The 22,901-nt window shown below is 49.7% G+C and carries 18 protein-coding genes; 9 read left to right on the top strand and 9 right to left on the bottom strand.

The genetic code is table 11. From position 1 onward, the window contains the following. Positions 1-44: 44 nt before the first annotated feature. Positions 45-1,262, bottom strand: a complete 1,218-nt coding sequence (locus D0B88_RS18640; protein WP_151059035.1) for an MFS transporter — start codon at positions 1,260-1,262, stop codon at positions 45-47. A gap of 142 nt (positions 1,263-1,404) precedes the next feature. Here D0B88_RS18640 and D0B88_RS18635 point away from each other — a divergent pair, with 142 nt between their 5' ends. Next, positions 1,405-2,193, top strand: coding sequence for a helix-turn-helix domain-containing protein (locus tag D0B88_RS18635; RefSeq protein ID WP_151059033.1), 789 nt, complete (start codon positions 1,405-1,407; stop codon positions 2,191-2,193). A 29-nt stretch (positions 2,194-2,222) separates the two neighbouring features. On the opposite strand, the gene D0B88_RS18630 is transcribed toward D0B88_RS18635, so the two are convergent. The 7 genes from D0B88_RS18630 to D0B88_RS18600 all read right to left on the bottom strand — a co-directional run bounded on the left by D0B88_RS18630 (position 2,223) and on the right by D0B88_RS18600 (position 10,489). After that, complete coding sequence (locus D0B88_RS18630; RefSeq protein WP_151059031.1) at positions 2,223-2,987, bottom strand: EAL domain-containing protein; 765 nt, start codon at positions 2,985-2,987, stop codon at positions 2,223-2,225. Between the two features lie 241 nt (positions 2,988-3,228). Continuing rightward, a complete protein-coding gene (gene yjfF / locus D0B88_RS18625; RefSeq protein WP_151059029.1) occupies positions 3,229-4,185 on the bottom strand; it encodes a galactofuranose ABC transporter, permease protein YjfF in 957 nt (318 codons plus the stop codon). Next, a complete protein-coding gene (locus D0B88_RS18620) occupies positions 4,178-5,200 on the bottom strand; it encodes an ABC transporter permease (protein WP_007646106.1) in 1,023 nt (340 codons plus the stop codon). Before D0B88_RS18620 ends, yjfF begins: the two co-directional genes overlap by 8 nt. 15 nt (positions 5,201-5,215) lie before the next feature. Further along, positions 5,216-6,712, bottom strand: a complete 1,497-nt coding sequence (locus tag D0B88_RS18615; protein ID WP_151059027.1) for a sugar ABC transporter ATP-binding protein — start codon at positions 6,710-6,712, stop codon at positions 5,216-5,218. Positions 6,713-6,923: 211 nt separating this feature from the next. Next, positions 6,924-7,868: an ABC transporter substrate-binding protein gene (locus tag D0B88_RS18610; RefSeq protein ID WP_151059025.1), complete on the bottom strand. Its 945-nt coding sequence runs from the start codon at positions 7,866-7,868 to the stop codon at positions 6,924-6,926. 75 nt (positions 7,869-7,943) lie between these two features. Further along, on the bottom strand, positions 7,944-8,714 hold the full coding sequence (locus tag D0B88_RS18605) for an SDR family NAD(P)-dependent oxidoreductase (RefSeq protein WP_007646113.1): 771 nt from the start codon (positions 8,712-8,714) through the stop codon (positions 7,944-7,946). 23 nt (positions 8,715-8,737) lie between these two features. After that, positions 8,738-10,489, bottom strand: coding sequence for an IlvD/Edd family dehydratase (locus D0B88_RS18600; RefSeq protein ID WP_007646115.1), 1,752 nt, complete (start codon positions 10,487-10,489; stop codon positions 8,738-8,740). Positions 10,490-10,845: 356 nt separating this feature from the next. Between D0B88_RS18600 and D0B88_RS18595 the strand changes: the two genes are divergently transcribed. From D0B88_RS18595 to D0B88_RS18560, 8 genes are all read left to right on the top strand, one after another. Beyond that, positions 10,846-11,820, top strand: a complete 975-nt coding sequence (locus D0B88_RS18595; RefSeq protein ID WP_040393811.1) for a glycoside hydrolase family 43 protein — start codon at positions 10,846-10,848, stop codon at positions 11,818-11,820. Positions 11,821-11,952: 132 nt separating this feature from the next. Beyond that, on the top strand, positions 11,953-13,632 hold the full coding sequence (locus tag D0B88_RS18590) for a ribulokinase (protein WP_225318463.1): 1,680 nt from the start codon (positions 11,953-11,955) through the stop codon (positions 13,630-13,632). Beyond that, positions 13,632-14,324: an L-ribulose-5-phosphate 4-epimerase gene (locus D0B88_RS18585; RefSeq protein WP_151059021.1), complete on the top strand. Its 693-nt coding sequence runs from the start codon at positions 13,632-13,634 to the stop codon at positions 14,322-14,324. Before D0B88_RS18590 ends, D0B88_RS18585 begins: the two co-directional genes overlap by 1 nt. Positions 14,325-14,432: 108 nt before the next feature. After that, positions 14,433-15,935: an L-arabinose isomerase gene (gene araA, locus D0B88_RS18580; protein WP_040393840.1), complete on the top strand. Its 1,503-nt coding sequence runs from the start codon at positions 14,433-14,435 to the stop codon at positions 15,933-15,935. A 213-nt stretch (positions 15,936-16,148) separates the two neighbouring features. Beyond that, the gene (locus tag D0B88_RS18575; protein WP_007646124.1) at positions 16,149-16,751 is read left to right on the top strand and encodes a beta-phosphoglucomutase family hydrolase; all 603 of its coding nucleotides are present in this window, start codon (positions 16,149-16,151) and stop codon (positions 16,749-16,751) included. A gap of 156 nt (positions 16,752-16,907) precedes the next feature. Continuing rightward, positions 16,908-18,281: an MFS transporter gene (locus D0B88_RS18570; protein WP_007646125.1), complete on the top strand. Its 1,374-nt coding sequence runs from the start codon at positions 16,908-16,910 to the stop codon at positions 18,279-18,281. Between the two features lie 39 nt (positions 18,282-18,320). Continuing rightward, positions 18,321-19,289, top strand: a complete 969-nt coding sequence (locus tag D0B88_RS18565; protein ID WP_040393842.1) for a family 43 glycosylhydrolase — start codon at positions 18,321-18,323, stop codon at positions 19,287-19,289. Positions 19,290-19,651: 362 nt separating this feature from the next. Beyond that, complete coding sequence (locus tag D0B88_RS18560; RefSeq protein WP_007646130.1) at positions 19,652-19,948, top strand: hypothetical protein; 297 nt, start codon at positions 19,652-19,654, stop codon at positions 19,946-19,948. Positions 19,949-20,026: 78 nt separating this feature from the next. Here D0B88_RS18560 and D0B88_RS18555 read toward each other — a convergent pair whose 3' ends face one another. Beyond that, the gene (locus tag D0B88_RS18555; RefSeq protein WP_151059019.1) at positions 20,027-22,804 is read right to left on the bottom strand and encodes a TonB-dependent receptor; all 2,778 of its coding nucleotides are present in this window, start codon (positions 22,802-22,804) and stop codon (positions 20,027-20,029) included. Positions 22,805-22,901 lie beyond the last annotated feature (97 nt).

Raw genomic sequence — 22,901 nt, 5'->3', positions numbered from 1 at the left:
TATTCAAATGCCCATCAATCCTGCCAATTACATGCTCAATACTATTAATCCCGTTTCATCCTCGGCAATAAAATAGTGATAATCCCCAGCAGTGGTAAAAAGGCGCACCAGTTAAACACATGTTCAATTGAGGTCGCATCCGCCAATGCGCCCAAACCCGCCGCCGCTATACCGCTAATACCAAACATTAATCCAAAAAATACACCGGAAATCATGCCGATTTTGCTGGGTACTAATTCCTGCGCGAGCACCACAATCGCTGAAAACGCGGAGGATAAAACCAAACCAATTACCACCGACAGCACCGCCGTCCAGAATAAATTGCAGTAGGGAAATAGCAGGGTAAAAGGCGCGGCACCGAGAATGGATATCCAGATGACCGCTTTGCGCCCGACCTTATCGCCAATAGGCCCACCGGCAAATGTGCCGAGTGCCACTGCTGCTAAAAACAGAAATAAAAATAATTGTGCATTGGCGACGGAAGTGGAAAATTTTTCGATCAAATAAAAAGTGTAGTAATTGGTAAACGCCGCCATGTAAATGTATTTGGAGAAAACCAATAGCGCCAATACTGTGAGTGCACCGATCACTTGCTGGCGGGTTAAATGCGCAAAATGCGCGTGTTTTTTTACACTCTTAATGCAGGCGCCGGAGCGAATTGTCCAGCGGCTCACCCCAAACAATACCGTCACACCCAGAATCGCAAATAGGGTAAACCAGCCAATGGCACCTTGCCCCTGCGGAATAATAATTGCCGCCGCGAGCAGTGGGCCAAACGCCGAACCCGCATTGCCCCCCACTTGGAAAAATGATTGTGCAAAGCCAAAACGTCCACCCGACGCCATGCGTGCCACGCGCGAGGCTTCCGGGTGAAAAGTGGATGAACCCAAACCAATCATCGCGGAGGCAATCAGCAACCAGGTGAAGCTATCGGCCAGCGCCAGCATCACCAAACCGCACAGGGTAAACAGCATGCCGGTCGGCAGCAGGTAAGGTTTGGGTTTTTTATCGGTGTATAACCCAATCGCCGGCTGCAACAAGGATGCAGTCATTTGGAAGGCGAGGGTGATCATGCCGATTTGGGTAAAACTCAACTCATAGTTGGTTTTCAGCATGGGGTAGATGGACGGCAAAATCGCCTGAATCAAATCATTCAGCAGGTGCACAAAACTCACTGCACCCACGACGGGCAGAATGGTTTTGGTCGCATCAAATTCCATAGGTTTAAGGGGCTGGGCGGGAATTGGTTCCAGTTGGGTCATGTCGGTAGCTATCTCCGGGAGTTCTGGGCGCGCACAGTATAAAGTGCTGTAAAAAGCAGATATGACATAAACTGTCGAATAAGTGACATGTTGAGCTATTTTGGGGCATGAATATGTTTTTGCTGGGAAGGGGGACTCGAGCATGAAAATCGTACAGCAGCGTAGCCCGGAAGGTTTACAGCATGTGCCCCGCCCGATTGTGGCTTGGGGCGGGCGTTATGCCAATGGCGATGAAATTCCCCCGCACACCCATCCGCGCGCGCAGCTGCTTTATGCCGTTGAGGGGGTTATGCGCGTGCTTACCCCCAATAGTGTGTGGACTATTCCCTCACATCGCGCGCTCTGGGTGCCGCCAAATGTTGAGCATCACTCGTTCATGATGAGTGATCTGGAAATGCGCACGCTCTACGTGAGCGAGGATATTTCCCGCGCGCTCGGCACTGAATGCCGGGCGATTTCGGTCTCGAGTTTATTGCGCGAGTTGATTTTGGGGCTGCTGCAAGAACCGGCGGAATATCCTATTCCGGGGCGGGGAGAGCATTTAGTGGCCTTGATACTAATGGAAATTAGTGGTGCCGCCGCCCAAGCCGTGGAGATTCCCTGGCCGCAGGATCGACGCTTACAGCGGGTGTGCCAATTTGTGATGAATGCCCCCGGTGTTAGCCATACGATTGATGATTTGGCTGCAATGGTAGGTGCGAGTGCGCGCACCTTAATCCGTTTGTTTCCCAAAGAAACTGGCTTGAAATATCGCCAATGGGTGCAGCAGGTACAACTGGCGGAAGCGATTTGTCGTTTGGAGCGTGGTGAAGCCATCGCACGCATCGCCAATTTTTTAGGCTACAGCAGCCCCAGCGCTTTTACCGCGATGTTTAAACGCAGTTTTGGTGTGGCGCCGAATCAGTATTTATTAAAACAAGTTCCGGATTGATTGGTTGTGAATTGGTTGTTGAAAGGATTTTAAAAAACCTCGGCAGGTACTTGGGCAAGGCTTTGAAACGCGGGGCGCGCAAAATAATAACCCTGGAATAAGTCGATCCCCATATCGCGCAGTACAGCATATTCCTCGTGGGTTTCTATGCCCTCGGCAACCACAGTCATACCCAACTCAGCGCAGACCTGCACAATTCCGCGCACAATAATCTGGCTGGATTTGCGCGTATCAATATTGCGCAGCAACGCCATATCCAATTTCATAATATCGGTTTGGATCTCGGCGAGCAGGTTCAAACCCGCATAACCTGCACCAAAGTCATCAATGGCGGTTTTAAAACCACGCTGGCGATAGTAATCAACAATATTGCGCACATGCGCCAAGTCATCGACTTTTTCACTTTCAGTAATTTCAAAAATAATTTGTTCGATGGGGAAATTGTATTTTTCCGCCGCGGCTAAAGTGGTGCGAATACACAGCTCGGGTCGGTACACGGCATTGGGCATAAAATTAATGCTGAGCAAGCTTTTCATGCCCAGCTCTGCGGCGAGCTTGATGGCTTTGGTGCGACAGGCCTGATCAAAACGGTAGCGATTACTGTCGTTCACATGCTCAAAAATTTGCCCGGCACCTTCATTGTTTAAGCCGCGCACCAGCGCTTCATGCGCAAAAATCTCGCGTGTACGGCAATTCACAATTGGCTGAAACGCCATGGTGAAGTCAAAATCCAGGCCTTCGCCGTTTTTGCATTCTTCGCACCCGGTTGGGCCGCAGTGTTCGTCTTTGCTCATGGTCGATTCATTTATTCACTAATGTGGGTAGCTAACTCGCGGAGGGGACAATCTCTATTGAGCCACTTTTAGGGCAAGCCTGAAGCCCAGTATAGGCGATGAATGTCTATTCGCCCATGTGTGAGATTTTTTGAGGGTGGAGGCGGGTAGGGAGAAAAACAAAGCCCGGAGTGGTTGACGCCGGGCTTTTGAAACAATCTGTCGGAAGTCGCTGTGCCCTTCTGTTACACAGAAAGGCAATCTATTTAGGTCTTGCGCGCACCAAGAGTTGTTGCAGGGCGATGAAACAGAAGAGTAGCAGGCCAATCACGATCTTTGTCCACCAGCTGCTTAAGGTGCCATCAAACGAAATGTAGGTTTGCACTACGCCCATGATGAGTACGCCAATCAGGGTGCCGAACATGTAGCCGTAACCGCCGGTGAGCAGGGTGCCACCGATAACGACCGCGGCAATTGCATCCAGCTCTACACCGACTGCGGCGAGGGAATAACCGGAGAAGGTATAGAAGGAATAGACAATGCCGGACAGCGTCGCGAGGAATGCGCTGATGGCATAGATGCGGATGGTCGTGTGTGCCAGCGGAATACCCATGAGTGCTGCGGAGTTCATATCGCCACCAATGGCGTAAACGCGGCCGCCAAAACGGGTGTAGTGGGCGATGATGATGGCGATGGTTAATACCATTAAACAAATAATCGTGCTGGTACCTACCCAGGCATCGCCCGGCAACATAAAACCAAACTCGGCGACCTGATTATAAAATTCATGTTCAATCGGAATGGACTCTTCGCTAATTACACTCGCCAAACCGCGCGCAAAAAACATTCCTGCAAGCGTGACAATAAACGGCTGCATTTTGTAGTAGTGGATAATTGCACCCATGATCGCGCCGAAGGCGGTGCCGCCCACCAGAACGATGGGAAATACTACCAGCGGATGCATGTTGTATTTGCTAATTAACACACTGCAAACCACACCGGTGAGTGCGATAACCGCGCCTACCGATAAATCGATACCGCCCGATAAAATCACGAAGGTCATGCCGACAGCGGCAATAATTAAAAACGCATTGTCGCTCAGTAAATTAAAAAATACCCGAGAGCTGCCAAAACCTTCAAATTGCACTGAACCTATTCCGAACAATACAAAAAATAAAATGCAGGTGACGGCGAGGGGAATAAATTTGGGATTAAGCACGGTTAATCTCCTTGTTGTTTTTCTTAAAGAAGTTCAACTGACTTAATTGCTGTTGGAAGCGCGGCGATTGCATCAGCAGCACTAAAATGATGGCGCTGGCTTTAATCAGCAGATTAAATTTGGGTTCAATGCCGCTCAAAATAATAGTGACGGTCAGGGTTTGAATAATCAGCGCGCCGATGATCGCGAGGAAAATAGAAAAGCGCCCGCCCATCAGCGATGCACCGCCAATCACTACGGCGAGAATGGCATCCAGCTCCAACCACAAACCGGCGTTGTTAGCATCGGAACCGCGAATATCGGCCGCTGCAATCATGCCCGCCAGTGCCGCACATAAACCGGCAACAGTGTAGACGGATAATTTAATCGCTTTAGCATTCAGCCCCATGTAATGACTGGCCGATGGGTTGGCACCCACCGCTTCAATATATAAACCCAGCGCCGTGCGGCGCGTGAGCAATTGCACTAGCGCAAAAGTGATAATTACCAACACCACAGGGAAGGGCAGGCCGAGAAAATGACCGGTGCCCAAAAATGCAAAACCGCTGTGATCAAAGGTGACGATCTGGCCTTCGTTAATTAATTGCGCAATACCGCGTCCGCCTACCATTAAAATCAAGGTGGCAACAATCGGCTGGATGCTCATATACCCCACGAGAAAACCATTCACTATGCCCGCAATTAAACCGGCAATTAAACCTGCACCGATAATCAGTGCAAGGTTGTCCACGCCTTTGGTGATGTAGTACGCACTCACCGCACCGGCGATGGCCATAATAGAACCGACCGATAAATCCACCCCGGCGGTAGCAATCACTAAAGACATACCAATGGCCAAGAGCGCGACGGGCGCGGCGCGGTTAAGTACGTCAATCAAGCTGCCGTAGAAACGGCCATCTTTAAATTCAATATTGAAAAATTCCGGTGCAATGATGGCGTTGATAATCATCAGCACCAGCAAACCCGCGCAGGGCCATAAATAGCGGCGCAGATTTTGGTTCTTGGTAAAATTCATAACAGCCTCTATCAATTAATTCGACGCAATCGCCTGCATAATGCGTTGTGGGTTGATATCGTCGCCTTGCAGCTCGGCTACTTTTTTGCGATCGCGCAGCACTACCACTTTGTTACTGAATGCAACCAGCTCTTCCAGTTCGGAGGAGGCGACTACCAGTGACAAACCATCGGCGCAGAGTTTGCGAATCAGGCGAATAATTTCGGCGTGCGCGCCAATATCAATACCGCGTGTAGGTTCATCCAGAATTAACAAGCGTGGGTCAGCTGCCAGCCAACGCGCGAGAATGACTTTTTGCTGATTGCCACCGCTTAATTGTTCAATCGGTTTTTCAATATCCGAGGTGGCGATGTTCAACTCTTTCACGTAACGATTGGCGATTTCTTCCTGCTCTTTACGCGAAATAAATTTCCACCACCCCTGTTTAATTTGGCGGGCGAGAATCATGTTTTCGCGAATCGATAATTGGCCGAGAATGCCATCGTGTTTGCGGTCCTCCGGGCAGAGACCCATGCCCGCAATAATGGCTTCGCGCGGCGCGGAGAAATTGACTGGTTTGCCATCCAGCAATAATTGGCCGCTGTTGCGTTTATCGATAGCAAATAATAAACGGCACAGTTCAGTGCGGCCGGAGCCGAGCAGGCCGGCAAGACCAACTACCTCACCTTTACCAACGGTTAAATCCATCGGCGATAAATTGGTGTTGTGGCCCAAGGCTTTTAATTCCACCAGCGGTTCACTGCTGCTGTGACTGCTCTGAGGTTTGTGTTCGCCCAACGCTGCTAATTCTTTGCCGAGCATATGACCGATTAATTCCGGGCGCGACAAAGTGGCCGCCTCAAATTCACCGACGAGTTCTGCGCTGCGCAAAATAGTAATGCGGTCGCATACGGCGTAGACCTGATCTAAAAAGTGGGTGACAAAAACAATGCCAATGCCTTTGCTGCGCAGGTCGCGCATGATGCGGAAGAGCGACTGTACTTCGTCGGCGTCCAAACTGGCGGTGGGTTCGTCCAGAATTAATACTTTGGCCGACATGTCCACACCGCGTGCGATGGCAATTAATTGTTGCACGGCGATGGAGTAGCTGGAGAGTGGTTGGGTTACGTCTATATCCAGGTCGTAGCCTTTTAATAATTCCGCGGCATCGCGATTCACTTTGCCCCAGTTAATTAAACCGAAGCGGCGTGGCTCGCGGCCCAAATAAATATTTTGCGCCACGGTTAAGTTGGGCAGCAAATTCACTTCCTGATACACGGTGCTTATGCCAAGCGCTTGTGCATCGCCCGTGTTGGTGGGAAATATGGGTTGACCATCTAATAAAATATCGCCACCGTCGCGTTGATAAACACCGGTCATGACTTTAATGAGTGTGGATTTCCCTGCGCCGTTTTCACCGAGCAACGCATGAATTTCACCGGCACGCAGAGTGAAGTCCACTCCTTTAAGCGCATGCACACTCGGGAATTTTTTATGAATTCCCTTGAGTTGTAAAACTGGATTTGTGTTCATAGTTAATTAACACTGTAGTTATGATCACTTTTTTGCGATCAATAATTAAGAACGTGTTTGTGCCACTAGAAGCATCGGAAGCTGGCTGCAGGCTCGTGAGACACGCCGTGAATCCGTCCCTGGAGGCTAAGCGTCGACATCCATGTCTCCGATTGTCTCACGAGCCTGCAGCCAGCTTCTTCGGCAGTTTCAGCAGCATTAATTTGAAAAATTATTTGGCGCCGCGTTTAGCCAATTCTGCCGCTGCATTTTCTTGAGTGAATACTGCACCACCCATACGAATCCACTTTTCAAAATCTTTTTTGCCTGCGCGTGCTTGATCAATCACATCAAACGCCGGGCCGCCGAGGTGCGGGCTGAGTTCAACGGAGACGTTAATTTCACCGGACACAATAGATTTCAACGCGTCGTCCACCGCATCTACCGATACGATTAAAATATCTTTACCCGGCTGCAAGCCTGCTTCTTTTACGGCTTGAATTGCACCCAGTGCCATTTCGTCGTTATGCGCCCAAATCGCACAAATATTTTTGCCGCCACCTTCGGCTTTGAGCATGGTTTCCATCACTTCTTTGCCCTTGGCGCGGGTGAATTCAGCAGTTTGGCTGCGCACAATTTGGGTCTCGGGGAATTTCGCGATGGTGTCGTTAAAACCTTTCATGCGGCCGATAGCAGCGCTTGAGCCAACAGTGCCCTGCAGTTCCAAAATGTTGCACTTGCCTTGGGTTTTTTCGGTCAGCCAGTTTGCTGCGCGTTGGCCTTCCACTTCAAAGTCGGGGGCAATGCGGGTGAGGTAGAGCGATTGATCGGTGACGGATACATTGCGATCCAGAATTACCACCGGAATACGCGCGCGTTTGGCTTCCATCAACACTGGCTGCCAACCGGTTTCCACTACTGGTGCAATTAAAATCGCATCCACCCGTTGGGCGATAAAACTGCGTACCGCTTTAATTTGGTTTTCCTGTTTTTGTTGCGCATCAGAAAACTTTAAGGTGATGCCACGTTTTTCGGCTTCAGCTTTTACCGATTCAGAAAAACTGGTGCGCCAGCCGGATTCAGAACCCACCTGCGCAAAACCCACGGTTAAGGCATTGGCAGTGGCGCTGATGCCGATAGCGGCAGCGAGGGTCAGGGTTTTAAAAATAGTTTTCATTGTTATTCCTCGAGTTATTCAATTTATAAATTAAGTGATAAAGCAATAAAACGGTAAAGCGAATTCTTGTGCTGATTAAATCCAGCCGCCGTCCACAATAAAATGTTGCGCGGTACACATACGGCTATCGTCTGATGCTAAAAATAATGCCATAGCGCTAATGTCTTCGGGCATTACCGATTTTTTTAGACACTGGTTATCCAAAATGTTGCGCGCAGTCTTGTCTTGCGTGAGCATCGCTACTTGGCGATCCGTCATCACCCAACCGGGTACCAGCGTATTTACGCGGATATTGTCACCACCCATATCGCGCGCAAGGCCGCGTGTTAAACCTTCAATCGCTGCTTTGGAACTGGTGTAACCGGGCATACCGCCTTGGGTGGCGTACCAACTCATGGATCCTAAATTGATAATCGATCCGCCGCCCAATTCGAGCATTTGCGGGTACACCGCTTGCGCGGCAAAAAAATGGTGGCGCAAATTCACCGCCAAACGCTCGTTCCAATAATCCACCGTAACAGTGCGAAAATCGTGGCGCGTATCGTTGGCGGCATTGTTAATCAGCACATTAATGGCACCGACATCGCTATAAATTTGTTTGATGGTGGCCTGCAACTTGGGAATATTGAGCAGGTTGCAGCGATAGTAGCGCGGTGGTGTGCTGCTTGTGCTGTGACTCAGTTGCTCCACCAATTTGTGCGCATCTTCATCGCGGATATCGATAAAACACACCTGCGCGCCCTGTTTGCAAAATGCCTCCACTAAGTTGGCGCCAATGCCGGATGCACCGCCGGTGATCAGTACTACTTTGTATTTCAGGCTTGGATATTGGTTGGTGATTGCCATAGTTGTTGACCTAATAAATCACCTTAATGTGAGTGGCCGGGCACTGCAGAGCCGCGACAACCCACTAAAAAATCAAAGTCGCAGCCTTCGTCGGCCTGCATCACGTGTTCTATATAAAGCTGTAAATAACCACCGGTTTTTTGCTGCGTTTTTTGGGCGCGTAATTGCTCAAGACGCGCGGCAATTTCCATATCGCTCACTTCCAAATGCAGCGAGCCATTTTCGGCGTCCAGTGCAATCCAATCGCCATCTTCTACGGCGGCGAGTGGGCCAAACTCCTGCGCTTCGGGCGCCACGTGTAATACCACTGTGCCGAACGCCGTGCCGCTCATGCGCGCATCGGAAATGCGCAGCATATCGGTCACACCTTGTTTGAGTAGTTTAGGTGGTAAACCCATATTGCCCACTTCCGGCATGCCGGGATAACCCTTGGGGCCGCAGTTCTTTAAGACCATTACGCTGTTGGCATCTACGTCCAGGCTGTCATCCATAATGCGGGTTTTGTAGTGATCAAAACTGTCGAATACTACGGCGCGGCCGCGATGTTTCATTAATTGCGGTGACGCGGCACTGGGCTTTAATACCGCACCGCGCGGCGCGAGGTTGCCGCGCAAAATACAAATGCCGCCGTTGTCGCACAGTGGGTTGTCGAGTGGGCGGATGACATCATCGTTGTAGCACGGTGCGTTCTGGTTGTTTTCCCACAGGGTTTTGCCGTTAGCGGTGAGGCAATCCTTGTGCAGTAAATTGGCATCACCCATGCGTTTTAACACGGCCGGTAAACCGCCTGCGTAATAAAAATCTTCCATTAAAAATTGGCCAGAGGGCTGCAGGTTGACCAGTGTCGGCACTTGATGGCCGTAGCTGTGCCAGTCGTCCAGCACCAGGGGAATATTTAACCGTGCGGCGATGGCTTTTAAATGAATCACCGCATTGGTTGAGCCGCCAACAGCAGCGTTGGTGCGAATAGCGTTAATCACACTCTCACGGGTGATTAATTGCGAGAGGCATAAATCTTCATTCACCATCTCGACGATGCGCATGCCCGAGGCGTAAGCGAGGGTTTTGCGGCGCGAATCCACCGCTGGAATCGCGGCGTTTTGCGGCAGCGATAGCCCGAGTGATTCCACCATGCAGGCCATAGTGCTGGCGGTGCCCATGGTGTTGCAGGTGCCGGTGGAGCGGGACATGTCCGCTTCGGCATCCATAAATTCTTGCAGCGAAATCTTGCCGGCTTTGTAGTCCTCGCTCATGCGCCAGACCAGAGTGCCTGAGCCGACATCCTTACCCTTGTGTTTGCCGTTGAGCATAGGCCCACCGGTCACCACGATAGTAGGCAGGTCGCAACTCGCCGCGCCCATGACTAATGCGGGGGTGGTTTTGTCGCAGCCGACTAATAACACCACGCCGTCAATCGGGTTGCCGCGAATCGATTCTTCCACATCCATCGCCGCTAAATTGCGGGTGAGCATGGCGCTCGGGCGCAAATTGGATTCACCACTGGAAAACACCGGAAACTCTACCGGCACGCCGCCAGCCTCCAGAATGCCGCGGCGCACGCTTTCGGCCAGGTCGCGAAAGCTGCTATTGCAGGGGGTGAGTTCAGACCAGGTATTGCAGATGCCGATAATAGGTTTGCCCTGGAAATGATGCTCAGGAATGCCCTGATTCTTCATCCAGCTGCGGTACATAAAGCCATTTTTGTCTTGCGTGCCAAACCATTGCGCGCTGCGCAGGGCTTTGGTGGTAGATCTGTTGTTATTGTCTTGGCTCATAAAGGCTACTTCGTTAATACGCCACGCCAGTGGAATCTGCTCCTGCCCGTTGCCGCAGGTATATCAATATAGAGATACTTGGAACAGATGATTATTATTAATGTATTACAATATAAGTTTTCGGCAGCCTCTCTAGCAATCCAAATTGTGAGGATTTACGAACAATAACCCTGACGCTTGCGAAGTTTGGGGGCTTTTGTGATGGCAACGTAAAAATTTGAAAGGGATGCTTGATTTAATTGTAATATAATATCAATATAAATCAACCCCACCTGATGGGGCTTGTTGATAATCAGCCGCTGCGTCGTTTGGCGTGCACAATAAACAGAAGAAAACACAAGAAAGAGGAATCTCCTATGCGTTCATTCATCAAACCCTTGGTCGTGGCAGTGGCATCTTGCTGTGCGGCATTCACACAAGCAGCCAACCCCATTTTTACCGATGTGTTTACCGCTGACCCGGCGGCGATGGTGCATGACGGCAAGGTCTACCTTTACACCGGTCACGATGAAGCCAAAGACAATACCAAGTTTTTTGAGATGCACGACTGGCTGGTTTATTCCTCGGATGACATGGTCAATTGGGAAGCCCACGGCCCCCTGTTAAAGGTGAAAGATTTCAAATGGGCCAAGGGCGATGCCTGGGCCAGCCAAATTATTGAGCGCGACGGCAAGTTCTACTGGTATATCACTGCGCGCCACAACGACACCAAACCCGGTTTTGCCATAGGTGTGGCGGTGGGTGATAGCCCACTTGGCCCCTTTAAGGATGCGCGCGGTAAGGCGTTGATTACTAACGACATGACCACCGCCACCAAAAATGACTGGGATGATATTGACCCCTCGGTTTGGATTGACGACGACGGCCAGGCCTATTTGTTCTGGGGTAATACCAAGGCCTACTACGCCAAACTCAAGAAAAACATGATTGAGCTGGACGGCCCGATTATGGAGATCAAGGGGCTGCCTGAATTCACCGAGGCGATCTGGATTCACAAGCATCAGGACAACTTCTATTTGTCCTATGCTATGGGCTTCCCCGAGAAAATCGGCTACGCCATGAGCAAGAACATTAATGGCCCTTGGGAGTACAAGGGCATCCTCAATGAAGTGGCGGGTAATACCCCCACCAATCATCAGGCAATCATTACCTTTAACGACAAGCACTACTTTATTTACCACACTGGCGCCGGTCGCCCGGATGGTGGTCAATTCCGCCGTTCAGTAAGCATTGATGAACTGTTTTATAACCCGGATGGCACCATCAAACGTATTGTCATGACTAGTGAGGGTGTTAGCGCTAACAAAGCGGTTAAAAACAGCAAAAAATAAGTATTTACACTGCATCCAGCCCCCTAAAACCAATTGACAGGGGGTGGTCTTGCTGAGATTATATTGTCATACAATATTAATATCCTTTGATGAGGCAATAGCTCATCAAACAGTACAACAATAGGTGAAGTTATGACGTCCTACGCCTTGGGGCTGGATTACGGTTCTGATTCGGTTAGAGCCCTGTTGGTAGATGCCCTGACCGGCAAAGAAGTAGCAAGCAACGTGGTCTATTACCCGCGTTGGAAAAAAGGCTTGTTCTGCGTACCCGCTAAAGACCAATTCCGCCAGCACCCGCTCGACTATCTGGAAAGCCTGCAGCAGGTAGTGCAAGGCCTATGGGACAAAGCGCCAGCCGGTGCGGCTGCGCAAGTTGTTGGTATAGGTTTCGATACCACGGGCTCAACCCCCGTCGCGGTGGATAGCGAAGGCGTTGCCCTCGCGCTTAAACCCGAATTTGCCGAAAACCCCAATGCGATGTTTGTGCTCTGGAAAGATCACACCGCCGTGAAAGAGGCACAGGAAATTACTGCTGCTGCCGGTAAGGCAAGAGAAAACTATTTGAAATACGAAGGTGGTATTTATTCCTCCGAGTGGTTCTGGGCCAAAACCCTGCATGTACTGCGGGAAGACGCCGCCGTCGCCAAAGCTGCCTACCTCTGGGTAGAACATTGCGATTGGATGTCAGCCGTGCTGACTGGCACCACTCACCCGAGCAAATTACGTATGGGTCGCTGCGCGACGGGCCACAAATTGATGTGGCACGAAAGCTGGGGCGGTTATCCACCCAACGATTTTTTTGTGGGTATAGACCCACTGCTGGACGGCCTGCGCGACAAACTGCCCGCGGAAACGTTTACCTCTGATCAAACCTGCGGCCAAATAATTGGTGAGTGGGCTGAACGCTTGGGTCTGCCGGTTGGCACTCCTGTGAGCTTCAGCGCGTTCGATTGCCACATGGGCGCGGTTGCCGCCAATGTAAAACCGGGCGTGCTCACCAAAATTATGGGCACTTCCACTTGCGATATTACCGTCGCCACCTACGACGACATTGGCGATAAATGTATCGCCGGTATCTGCGGTCAGGTTGATGGTTCAGTCACACCGGGCTTGGTGGGCTTGGAAGCAGGGCAGTCAGCCTTTGGCGATTTGTATGCCTGGTTCCGCAATTTGGTGAACTGGCCGGTAGCCAACCTGTTGCAAGATTCAGTGTTGCTGGATGACGCAACCAAACAAAAACTCGCACAAGAAATTGAAGACAACACTTTGGTTGCGCTGAGTAAAGCCGCAAGCCAATTAGCAATCGGTGAATCTGGCATTACCGCACTCGATTGGGTGAATGGTCGCCGCACGCCCGATGCGGATCAAACCGTGGCCATGGCCATTGCCGGTTTAAAAATGGGTAGCAGTGCGCCGCATATTTTCCGCGCCTTGGTTGAAGCTACCGCTTACGGTGCACGTGCAATTATCGAACGCTTTAAACAAGAAGGTGTGGCGATTAATTCCGTGGTGGCAATTGGTGGCATCTCTAAAAAATCTGATTTTGTCATGCAAACCTGCGCTGATGTATGGAACTGCCCGATTGAAGTATTAGAGAGCGAACAAAGTTGTGCTTTAGGCGCAGCGATCTTTGCCGCTGTAGTAGGCGGTGTTTATCCAACCGTAGAAGCCGCGCAAAAAGTGATGGCGTCTACTGTGTGCAAAACCTATCAGCCCAACGCACAAGCTGCCGCTGCTTATGAAGCTTTGTATCAACAATATTTAACGCTGGCTGCTTTTGAGAACAATGGCGGTGTGGGAGGTAAAGCTTAATGAGCTACACCGAATTAAAACGCGAAGTCTTTGAAGCCAACATGGAATTAAATCGCCGCAATCTAGTGGTGTATACCTGGGGCAATGTGTCGCAAATTGATCGCAGCAAAGGTGTAATTGCGATTAAACCCAGTGGCGTTTCTTACGAGGTGATGACCCCGGAAGACATAGTGATCGTGGATTTGGAAAATAAAATTGTGGAAGGCAAGATGCGCCCTTCTTCCGATACCAAAACCCACACCCATTTGTATCGCCATTTTGAAACCATTGGTGGAGTGACTCACACTCACTCGACTTACGCGACCGCGTGGGCACAAACCCAGCAGGCAATTCCCTGCTACGGAACCACCCATGCCGATTACGCTTACGGTGAAATTCCCTGCACGGCAGTGATGACCGATGCGCAAATTGAACGCGATTACGAAGAAGAAACCGGCGTACAAATTACTGATTGTTTTAAAGATCGCAGCCCGATTGAAGTACCCATGGTAATTGTGGCCGGTCACGCGCCATTCACTTGGGGAAAAAATGGCGCGGATGCCGTGTACCACGCGGTGATTCTGGAAGAAATTGCGCGCATGGCTTATTTGACCAAAACCTTGCAGCAAAACACACCGCCGCTAAAACAGGGCATTGTGGATAAACATTATTTACGCAAACACGGGAAAAATGCCTATTACGGGCAGAAGTAAAATTTTATTAAGTTGTATAGGTTGGGTCGGGCCGCGTAGGCAGCCATGTCCAACAACCAAAAATTGAAAATCGACAAAAAATTGAAAATATTTCCTGAGGAAAACAGCATGAAAATTTACGGCGACAAAGAAGTCTGGTTGGTAACTGGCTCACAAGATTTGTACGGCCCCGGCGTATTAAAACAAGTCGCCGAGAACAGCAAAGCCATCGCAGCGGGATTGACTGAATCCAACAATATTTCCATCAAAATTGTTGCGCAAGACACGGTTAAATCGCCGAAAGAAATTTTGGCGGTATGCCAAGCGGCGAATAGCAATCCCAATTGTGTGGGTTTGATTTTGTGGATGCACACCTTCAGCCCCGCAAAAATGTGGATCGCCGGTTTGAGTGCATTGAGCAAGCCTTATATGCACTTGCACACCCAGTTCAACGCTGAGCTGCCGTTTGCTGAAATCAACATGCACTTTATGAACCTCAACCAATCTGCCCACGGTGACCGCGAATTTGGTCACGTGAGCACCCGTTTGCGTCAAGAGCGCAAAGTGGTTGTGGGTCACTGGGCAACGGATTCTGTGCAAAAACAAATCGACAGCTGGTGCCGCGTGGCTATGGGTTGGTACGCCAGCCAGAATTTGAAAGTCGCCCGCTTTGGCGACAACATGCGTCAAGTAGCCGTAACTGACGGTGATAAAGTTGCTGCGCAAATTAAATTTGGTTACGAAGTTCACGCCTACGGTTTGGGCGATTTGCAAAAAGTAGTAGACGCAGTAACCGACGAACAAGTTGCTGCACAAATTGAAGTGTACAAAAAAGATTACGATGTAAACCCCGCGATTTTTGATGATGAACATCAATACCAAATGCTGAAAAATGAAGCGCGTTTGGAGCTGGGCATGTTGAAGTTTTTAACCGACGGTGAATTCGGTGCATTTACTAACTGCTTCGAAAACCTGACCGGTTTAACTAACCTGCCAGGCTTGGCGACCCAGCGTTTAATGGCAGCCGGTTTTGGTTACGGCGGTGAAGGCGATTGGAAAACCGCTGCCATGGTGCACATCTGCAAAGTGATGTCTAAAGGCCGCGAAGGTGGTTCATCCTTTATGGAAGACTATACCTATCACTTTGGCGCCGTGGATCAAGTATTGGGCGCGCACATGTTGGAAGTGTGTCCATCCATCGCTGCTGCAAAACCAAAACTGGAAGTACATTTGCACACCATTGGTTGCCGCAATGATATCGCGCGTTTGATATTCACCGGCAAAGCAGGTCCTGCGCTGTGTATTTCTTTGATTGATATCGGCACTCGTTTCCGTGTAATCATCAACGAAGTGGATACCGTAAACCCACCACAAGAACTGCCGAAATTGCCAGTAGCTAAAGCCCTGTGGGAACCGCGCCCCAATCTGGAAATTTCCGCTGCTGCGTGGATTCAAGCCGGTGGTGCACACCACAGTGCTTACACCCAGGGTGTAACGGCTGATGAAATTGTTGATTACGCTGAAATGGCTGGCATCGAAGCGGTTGTGATTGGTGCAGATACCACTGTGCGCAATTTCAAAACCGAATTGCGCCACAACGCTGCTTACTTTCACCTGAAAGATGGTGTTTAAGAACGCATAGGTGAGGGGATTGGGTAGAGGTTTTTGAGACTGTGGCCGACATGGATGTCGGCGACAAGCCCCCAGGGAAGGGTTTACGGCGTGTCTCACAAACCTCTGCGCAATACCCGCACCGGTCTGCGCAACGAGAAGATTTTAATTTCATTTCGAGTTAAGTCTGGATCTGTGCTCTAATTTCCGTCCAACCGGCAAACAAGAGAGCAAATGATGTACGACCATTACGATGCGTTGATTTTTGATATGGACGGCACCCTGGTAGACAGCGGCCAACTCCATGAGCATGCATGGACTGCAACACTGAATAAATATGGCATTCCCATTGATCGCCCCTTTATGCGTTCACTGGCTGGTGTGCCCACCAAGGGAACTATTGAAATCCTGCTGGAAAAATTTGGCATTACCGCCAGCGCCAGTTTGGATGAAATGAACGATTTTAAAGAGCAGGTGGTGCACGACTCTATGCACCTCTATGTAAAACCAACGGCATTGATCGACGTTGCCCAGCGCTATCACGGCAACAAACCCATGGCGATTGGCACCGGTGCCTACACCGAAGAAGCCCGGAAAATTTTGGCGCTGTGTGGCTTGGATAAATACATAGATGCTGTAGTCGGGGCCGATCAAGTACAAAACCCCAAACCCGCACCGGATACATTTTTACGCTGCGCAGAATTGTTGGGCGTTGATCCGAAAAAATGTGTGGTATTTGAAGATTCAAAGCTCGGGCTGCAGGCGGCAGCCAGTGCTGGTATGGCGGGTATCGATGTGTTGTTGGTACACGCGGTGGAAAATGATTATTTTTTGTAACAAAAAAATAATCCATCACTCCTGCGATTGCAGGAGTCGTAGACCAGCGTAGCTAATCCGGAATGGTGAGAGAAATTAAAGGAAGCGGCAATTACTCCCAAGCGTATTGCCGCTTTTTTTACACTTGTAGTAAAAATTCACGAGGCGAAAATAATAATGCAATCAACCCCAGCAACTAGCGCGAATAGCGAGAAGTTATCTATCACCGAGAAAATCGGCTTTGGCGCGGGCGATATGGCGTTAAATGTGGTTATCTCCTCGATGATGTTGATCATCACTTTTTATTACACCGATATTTTTGGATTAACCCCCATGGATATGGGCATACTGTTTTTCACCGTAAAAGTAGTGGGCGCTATTTCTGATTTGGTGATGGGCCAAATTACCGACCGCTTTACCTTTTTACAGGGCCGCTATCGCCCCTGGTTGTTGTGGTTGGCCATTCCCTACGCAGTCAGTGTGTTTTTTGTATTCACCACACCCAATTGGGAATACGACGCGAAATTAATTTGGGCCTACTCCACTTATATCATGATGACCTTCATGACTTCCGGTGTTGGCATTCCTTATATTTCATTGCCCAGTGCACTCACCAGTGACCCCAAAGAAAAACTCTCAGCCAACGGCTACCGTTTATTCCTCGCCAAAATTGGTGCCTTCATGGTGGCCATTGTGGTGCCGCTGGTAGCGGGAATGTGGACAGATAAAGCGGTAGGTTATCAAGTGGCTATGGCGATTATGTCGGCTATTGGTGCGGCGATGTTTTTATTCTGCTACTTCAAAACAACCGAGCGTGTAGTGCACGTAGTGGAGCCACAACCGCTGCTTAGCCAGTTTTTGCAATTATTAAAAAATGACCAGTGGTTAATTCTGGTGGGTGTGTGTATTACCGGCACCATTGGTTACGTGATTCGCGGTTCAGTGGCAATTTATTACGCTAAATATTATTTGGGTGGCGACGATGCCACAGTGTCAGCATTTTTATCCACCGGGGTGGCAGCAGCTATTCTGGCGATGATCGCCTCCACCTGGATCACCAAGTTCTACTGCAAAATCAATTTATTCCGCTACACCCAATTGATTGTTGCCGGTTTAAGTGTGGCGATTTATGTATTTGTTGGCCCGCAAGATGTATTGCTGGCGTTTATTTTGTATTTCCTGTTGTCGTTTGTAGTGGACTTACATGCCCCGGTATTCTGGTCAATTATTTCGGAAACCATTGACTACGGTCAGGTAAAAAATGGCAAACGCGTTTCCGGTTTTGCCTACGGCGGTATTTCGGTTGGGCAAAAAGCAGGTATGGGTATTGCCGGTTTGATGGTGGGTTGGCTGTTAACCTATTTCCAATACGTGCCCAACCAGGAGCAATCCGAGACCTCAATGATGGGTATTGCTTTGATGCTGTCGATTATTCCCGGTGTTTTCCACGGCTTAATGGGGTTGCTGATGTTTATGTATCGTATCAACGACCGCTATTACGCCGAATTAAAACGCACCATGATTGTTAAAGGCTATATCGCACAACATTAATGCGTGTGCATGAATCAAAAAAATGTTTGGAGATTTTTTGTGAGTGAATTATTAAAACCCCTGATCCCACAGCGCGCTGATCCGTTTATTTATAAACATACTGACGGCTATTATTATTTTACTGCATCAGTGCCGGCGTATGATCGCATTGAATTGCGCCGCGCCAAAACCATTGCCGAATTAGCTACAGCACCCACTGTGGATGCTTGGCACAAACCTGACACTGGCCCTTACAGCGAATTGTTGTGGGCACCGGAAATTCATTTCAACAAAGACCCGGAATCCGGCGAATCAGCCTGGTACGTGTATTTTGCTGCAGCACCCAGCCGCGAAATTAAATTCGATTTGTTTCAGCATCGCATGTATTGCGTGCGCAACAAAAATGCTAACCCGCTTGAAGGCGAGTGGGAATTTATGGGCCAGATTGACAGCGGTATAGACACATTCTGTTTGGACGCTACCACCTTTACCCACAAGGGTGTGCTCTATTATTTGTGGGCGCAAAAAGACGTGAACATTCGCGGCAATTCCAATTTGTATATCGCCCCCATGAAAACGCCTTGGCAGTTGGCGGGTGAGCCAGTGCTATTAAGCAAACCGGAATTCGAATGGGAAATTCGCGGCTTTTGGGTAAACGAAGGCCCATCGATTTTAAAACGCAACGGCAAAATTTTTATCAGCTACTCCGCCAGTGCCACCGACGAAAACTATGCAATGGGTCTGTTGTGGGCCGATGAGAATGCGGATTTATTAAATCCCGCGTCCTGGGAGAAATCCAAAGAGCCAGTGCTCTGTTCGGATATTCCTAATAAAATCTTCGGCCCCGGCCACAACAGCTTCACCTACGGCGAAGACGGCGACACAGTAATGCTTGTCTACCATGCGCGCACCTACACCGAAATCGAAGGCGACCCACTGTGGAATCCGGATCGCCACACCTTTGTAAAACCCCTCAAGTGGAACGACAAAGGCATGCCGGTATTTGGTAAGCCATCGATGATTGATTAAGCGGCTCTGCCCGATTGCAATGAGAAAAGCCCCGCTGCGGTGAGCTGCAGCGGGGCTTTTTGTTGCCTGCCGAATCAATTGAGGCATAAGGTTTTTTTGCCTGGATCTGCGCCGGTATTTTGTCGCATTTTTCATCATTGCTGGTGCGTCTTCTTAAAAAGACAATACCACGTCGTTTTTGGTGTTTTTATTCCAATTAAATAAAAAAATCAAAAATAAATGCTTATTTATTATAAAAATGGAATAAAAAATAATGATTTTTATGCCAGCTCTGCTAATCTTACTCTCAGGTTTGTGACCTTGGTCACGGTTGTGGTTGAGCGTGTTTTTAATTGTCGATCTACTTTTCTAGAGGAAGGTTTATGAAATCGTTGGTTGTTGCTGTTGGTTTTGTTGCTTCTTGTATGGTGTCTTCACTGGCCTCGGCGTGCGCCAAGCCCGCTGCCAAACCAGAAATTCCCGATGCTGCCACAGTGGTTACCGCACAGATGGTTAAAGCAAACAACGATGTAAAAGCCTATGTGCAAGGCGTGCAGGACTACTTGGGCTGTGCCGGTTTGGCGCGCAGCGAAGAGAAAAAAGAGTTGGATGATTTGAAAAAATTTGCCGATGACTTCAACCAGGTTATCCGCGATTTCAAAGCAAGATCAGCCAGTTAAGTTAATCTGCTGGATCGGACATAAAACAAAAAGGCCGCTGGAAACAGCGGCCTTTTTGTTTGCGTTACTCGCCAGATTTTAGAACGAGTAACGCGCACCTAAAGCATAAGTACGGGCAAAAATGGAGGCGCCGTTGTTATACAAATAATCGTCGGTGTAGTAGCCCTGATAAATTTCATCGGTAATGTTGGTGGCATCGAAGGTGACTACCAGATTATCGGTTATGTCATAGCTAAGCTGGAAATCCATGCTCGCTTCTGAGGCCGACCAAACACCGCCGGGCATAGCGCAGCAACCGTTAAAGCCGGTTTTGAAATCGTCGCGCCATACATAGGACAGGCGGGCGTCAAAACGTTCTTTTTCATAGGCGAGCACCACACTGTAAGAGGTGTCAGACACACCGTACATATCATTGGTGGTGCGCTCGACTATGTTGTTGTTTTCATCAAATACCGGGTCGTAGGTTTCGCCGTCAAGCAGGGTGAAGCTGGCCTGCACACCCAAACCGTCCAGTAGTTCTGGCAGGTTGTCAGGGAAATACACCAAGCCTACTTCCACACCATTCAACTGACCATTAGAGGTATTGGAGGGGAGGGTTAAGCGGTATTTGCCGTTTAGGTCCGGGTTGGCGTTGCCGGTTACTTCAATGTTGGTGACTGCACTGGCGACAAAACCTTCTACATCGCGACGGAACAGTACCGCATAGAGCGAGCTGGATTCGGCGAAGTAGTATTCCAGCGACCAGTCATAGTTCACTGATTCTGCAGGTTTCAAGTCTGGGTTGCCGCCGCTGGCAGTGCCAAATTCCAGGCCAGTGGTGGTTGGGCGGTAGGTGCGTGCCGGGTTGAGATCACCATAACCGGGGCGACGGATAGTTTCGCCGTAGGTAAAGCGAGTGATCAGGTCATCGGTAAATGAGTAGCGAATAACCAGATTTTTCAGTGCACGGCTTTCACTGGCTTCGTCATTAATCGGAGCCCAGGTTACGCCGTCACCGTTTGCGTTTTCAAAGAAGTCCATGTCGGTATCAACTTGCACAAAACGCACGCCGACTTGGCCGTCCAATGGTTTATCAAACAGTGAGAATTCGTAATCTGCTTGTAAATAGGCGGAGGCGGTTACTTCATTAATATTGAAAATACTGCCGGGTTGATAATCCGAGCCGCCCGCCTGGAAACCGTAGAGCGCGCGGATTTCATCGGAGTTTTCCAGCAGGTAATTGCCGTCTGCCGCCAACCATTGGCTGGGTACATAGGCTTTGCCTTCAAAGAAGCCGGATTTGCTGATGTTCACCAAACCTGGCAGCAACGTCAGATCACAACCCGTTTCTGATTTACAGCCACCGCTTTGGTCTTTGTATTTGGATTTTGCACCGCGATCGTCATAGCGCAAGCCGGCGCTGAGCTGTTTGATGGGGCCCCAATCGGTCTCGTAATCGGCATCGATATTAAAGGTGGTTGCTTCACCGCTATCGGTTGGGCCGTTGTCATAAGCGGTGCTCATGCTCCACTCGGCGGGATTGGTTAAATCACTTTCGTCGATATTGGGTGTGTTTTCGTCATCCAGGAATGCCACTAATGGCAAGCCATCGTCGTAATTAAAGTCGACCACTAAGCGATCGCGTACTGAGTCGGTGCGCATGGCAAAAAAGCGGCCTTCGTAGTCGCTGGTCTGATGGACAATTTCAGATTCCACTTTCAGGCGATCATTAATCTCCCACTTACCGCCCAGTGCATAAACCCAGCTGTCGGTATGGCCACTTGAGCCATCGCCCGAGGTGAACATATTGGCGTTATTAATGTAGTTGGTTTTTACCACGTTGGAATTGGGGTAAAGATCGGGATTGCGGAAATGGCTCGCGCCGTTGGTATTGATGAATACCAACGAGTTAAATGCCTGGTTGCGATAACCGTTGTAAAAGGTTTCAAACAGATACTCAGAGTTGTCATTAGGTGCGTACTGCAGCGAAATATTAGCGGCCGGACGCTCGCGTTTACCGGTGAAATCGGTGAAGCCCATGGCATCGCGCAGCAATACATATTCGGTAGGAACGCCGTTGACATTCAGGGTCGAACCGGGGGCTGATGATAGTCCCTGATCAGTTCCCGCTTGATAACCGCCTTCGGTACTGCGAATCACACCATAGGTGTCGGCATTGTAGGGGTCGAGCGAACCGATCCAGATATTTTCATCGCGGTAGTTGGTTTCGGCATAAGAGAGGTTAATCAGTGCGCCGAACTCACCAACACTGGTTTCCCATCTATCACTGGCCAGCATGCTGACATTGGGATCGATTTCTTCCGATGTGGATTGGTGGATGCCTCGCGCCGCCATCACGACTTTGGTGTCGTCAAAATTGAAAGGGCGGTGGGTTTTGATATCGATATTGCCGGCAATGCCGCCTTCGAGTTGATCGGCGGAACGGGTTTTATACACATCAACACGGTTAAGCAGGCTTGCAGGGATATCCGCAAGTGCCACCGAACGGCCGGTAGAGGTAAAAATCTGGCGACCATTAACGGTAGTGGATACGTCGCCCAGACCGCGAATAGTCACGCCGTCTACTTCACCGCCGCCGCGGCCGGTGACCTGTACACCGGTGACACGTTGCAGTGCTTCAACGACGTTGTTATCGGGAAATTTGCCGATGTCTTCTGCAATGATGGCATCGACGATTTGAATTTCATTGCGCTTGATATCAAGTGCTTTGGTTAAGCTGCCACGAATACCGGTAACAACAACTTCTTCCAAATCGGCTTCGTTGTTAGTGGGTGCGCTGTCTTGTGCATAGAGCGGCTGGCTGGCCAAAGCTACGACAAAAGTAATAGCGCTGCTGAGCGCGGAACGCTTGAACATGGGGTGACCTCACGTGTAGTTGAGTTTTGCGGCTCTTTCTCAGTACCAGCTTGTCGATCCTGCAGGCAGGTGCCGGCAGAAGGGGGAAAGTTTGGCC

This window comes from Cellvibrio sp. KY-YJ-3 (genome assembly GCF_008806955.1).
GTDB lineage: Bacteria > Pseudomonadota > Gammaproteobacteria > Pseudomonadales > Cellvibrionaceae > Cellvibrio.
This window is presented reverse-complemented; position numbering and strand designations above follow the sequence as displayed.

What these genes read in the sequence shown, in the direction of transcription:
- D0B88_RS18595 (WP_040393811.1), top strand. Translation starts at nt 10,846, where the DNA reads ATGCGTTCATTCATCAAACCCTTGGTCGTGGCAGTGGCATCTTGCTGT.
- D0B88_RS18585 (WP_151059021.1), top strand. Translation starts at nt 13,632, where the DNA reads ATGAGCTACACCGAATTAAAACGCGAAGTCTTTGAAGCCAACATGGAA.
- D0B88_RS18555 (WP_151059019.1), bottom strand. Translation starts at nt 22,804, where the DNA reads ATGTTCAAGCGTTCCGCGCTCAGCAGCGCTATTACTTTTGTCGTAGCT.
- D0B88_RS18630 (WP_151059031.1), bottom strand. Translation starts at nt 2,987, where the DNA reads ATGAGCAAAGACGAACACTGCGGCCCAACCGGGTGCGAAGAATGCAAA.
- D0B88_RS18620 (WP_007646106.1), bottom strand. Translation starts at nt 5,200, where the DNA reads ATGAATTTTACCAAGAACCAAAATCTGCGCCGCTATTTATGGCCCTGC.
- D0B88_RS18605 (WP_007646113.1), bottom strand. Translation starts at nt 8,714, where the DNA reads ATGGCAATCACCAACCAATATCCAAGCCTGAAATACAAAGTAGTACTG.
- D0B88_RS18600 (WP_007646115.1), bottom strand. Translation starts at nt 10,489, where the DNA reads ATGAGCCAAGACAATAACAACAGATCTACCACCAAAGCCCTGCGCAGC.
- D0B88_RS18570 (WP_007646125.1), top strand. Translation starts at nt 16,908, where the DNA reads ATGCAATCAACCCCAGCAACTAGCGCGAATAGCGAGAAGTTATCTATC.
- D0B88_RS18615 (WP_151059027.1), bottom strand. Translation starts at nt 6,712, where the DNA reads ATGAACACAAATCCAGTTTTACAACTCAAGGGAATTCATAAAAAATTC.
- D0B88_RS18590 (WP_225318463.1), top strand. Translation starts at nt 11,953, where the DNA reads ATGACGTCCTACGCCTTGGGGCTGGATTACGGTTCTGATTCGGTTAGA.
- D0B88_RS18610 (WP_151059025.1), bottom strand. Translation starts at nt 7,868, where the DNA reads ATGAAAACTATTTTTAAAACCCTGACCCTCGCTGCCGCTATCGGCATC.
- D0B88_RS18575 (WP_007646124.1), top strand. Translation starts at nt 16,149, where the DNA reads ATGATGTACGACCATTACGATGCGTTGATTTTTGATATGGACGGCACC.
- D0B88_RS18560 (WP_007646130.1), top strand. Translation starts at nt 19,652, where the DNA reads ATGAAATCGTTGGTTGTTGCTGTTGGTTTTGTTGCTTCTTGTATGGTG.
- D0B88_RS18635 (WP_151059033.1), top strand. Translation starts at nt 1,405, where the DNA reads ATGAAAATCGTACAGCAGCGTAGCCCGGAAGGTTTACAGCATGTGCCC.
- araA (WP_040393840.1), top strand. Translation starts at nt 14,433, where the DNA reads ATGAAAATTTACGGCGACAAAGAAGTCTGGTTGGTAACTGGCTCACAA.
- D0B88_RS18640 (WP_151059035.1), bottom strand. Translation starts at nt 1,262, where the DNA reads ATGACCCAACTGGAACCAATTCCCGCCCAGCCCCTTAAACCTATGGAA.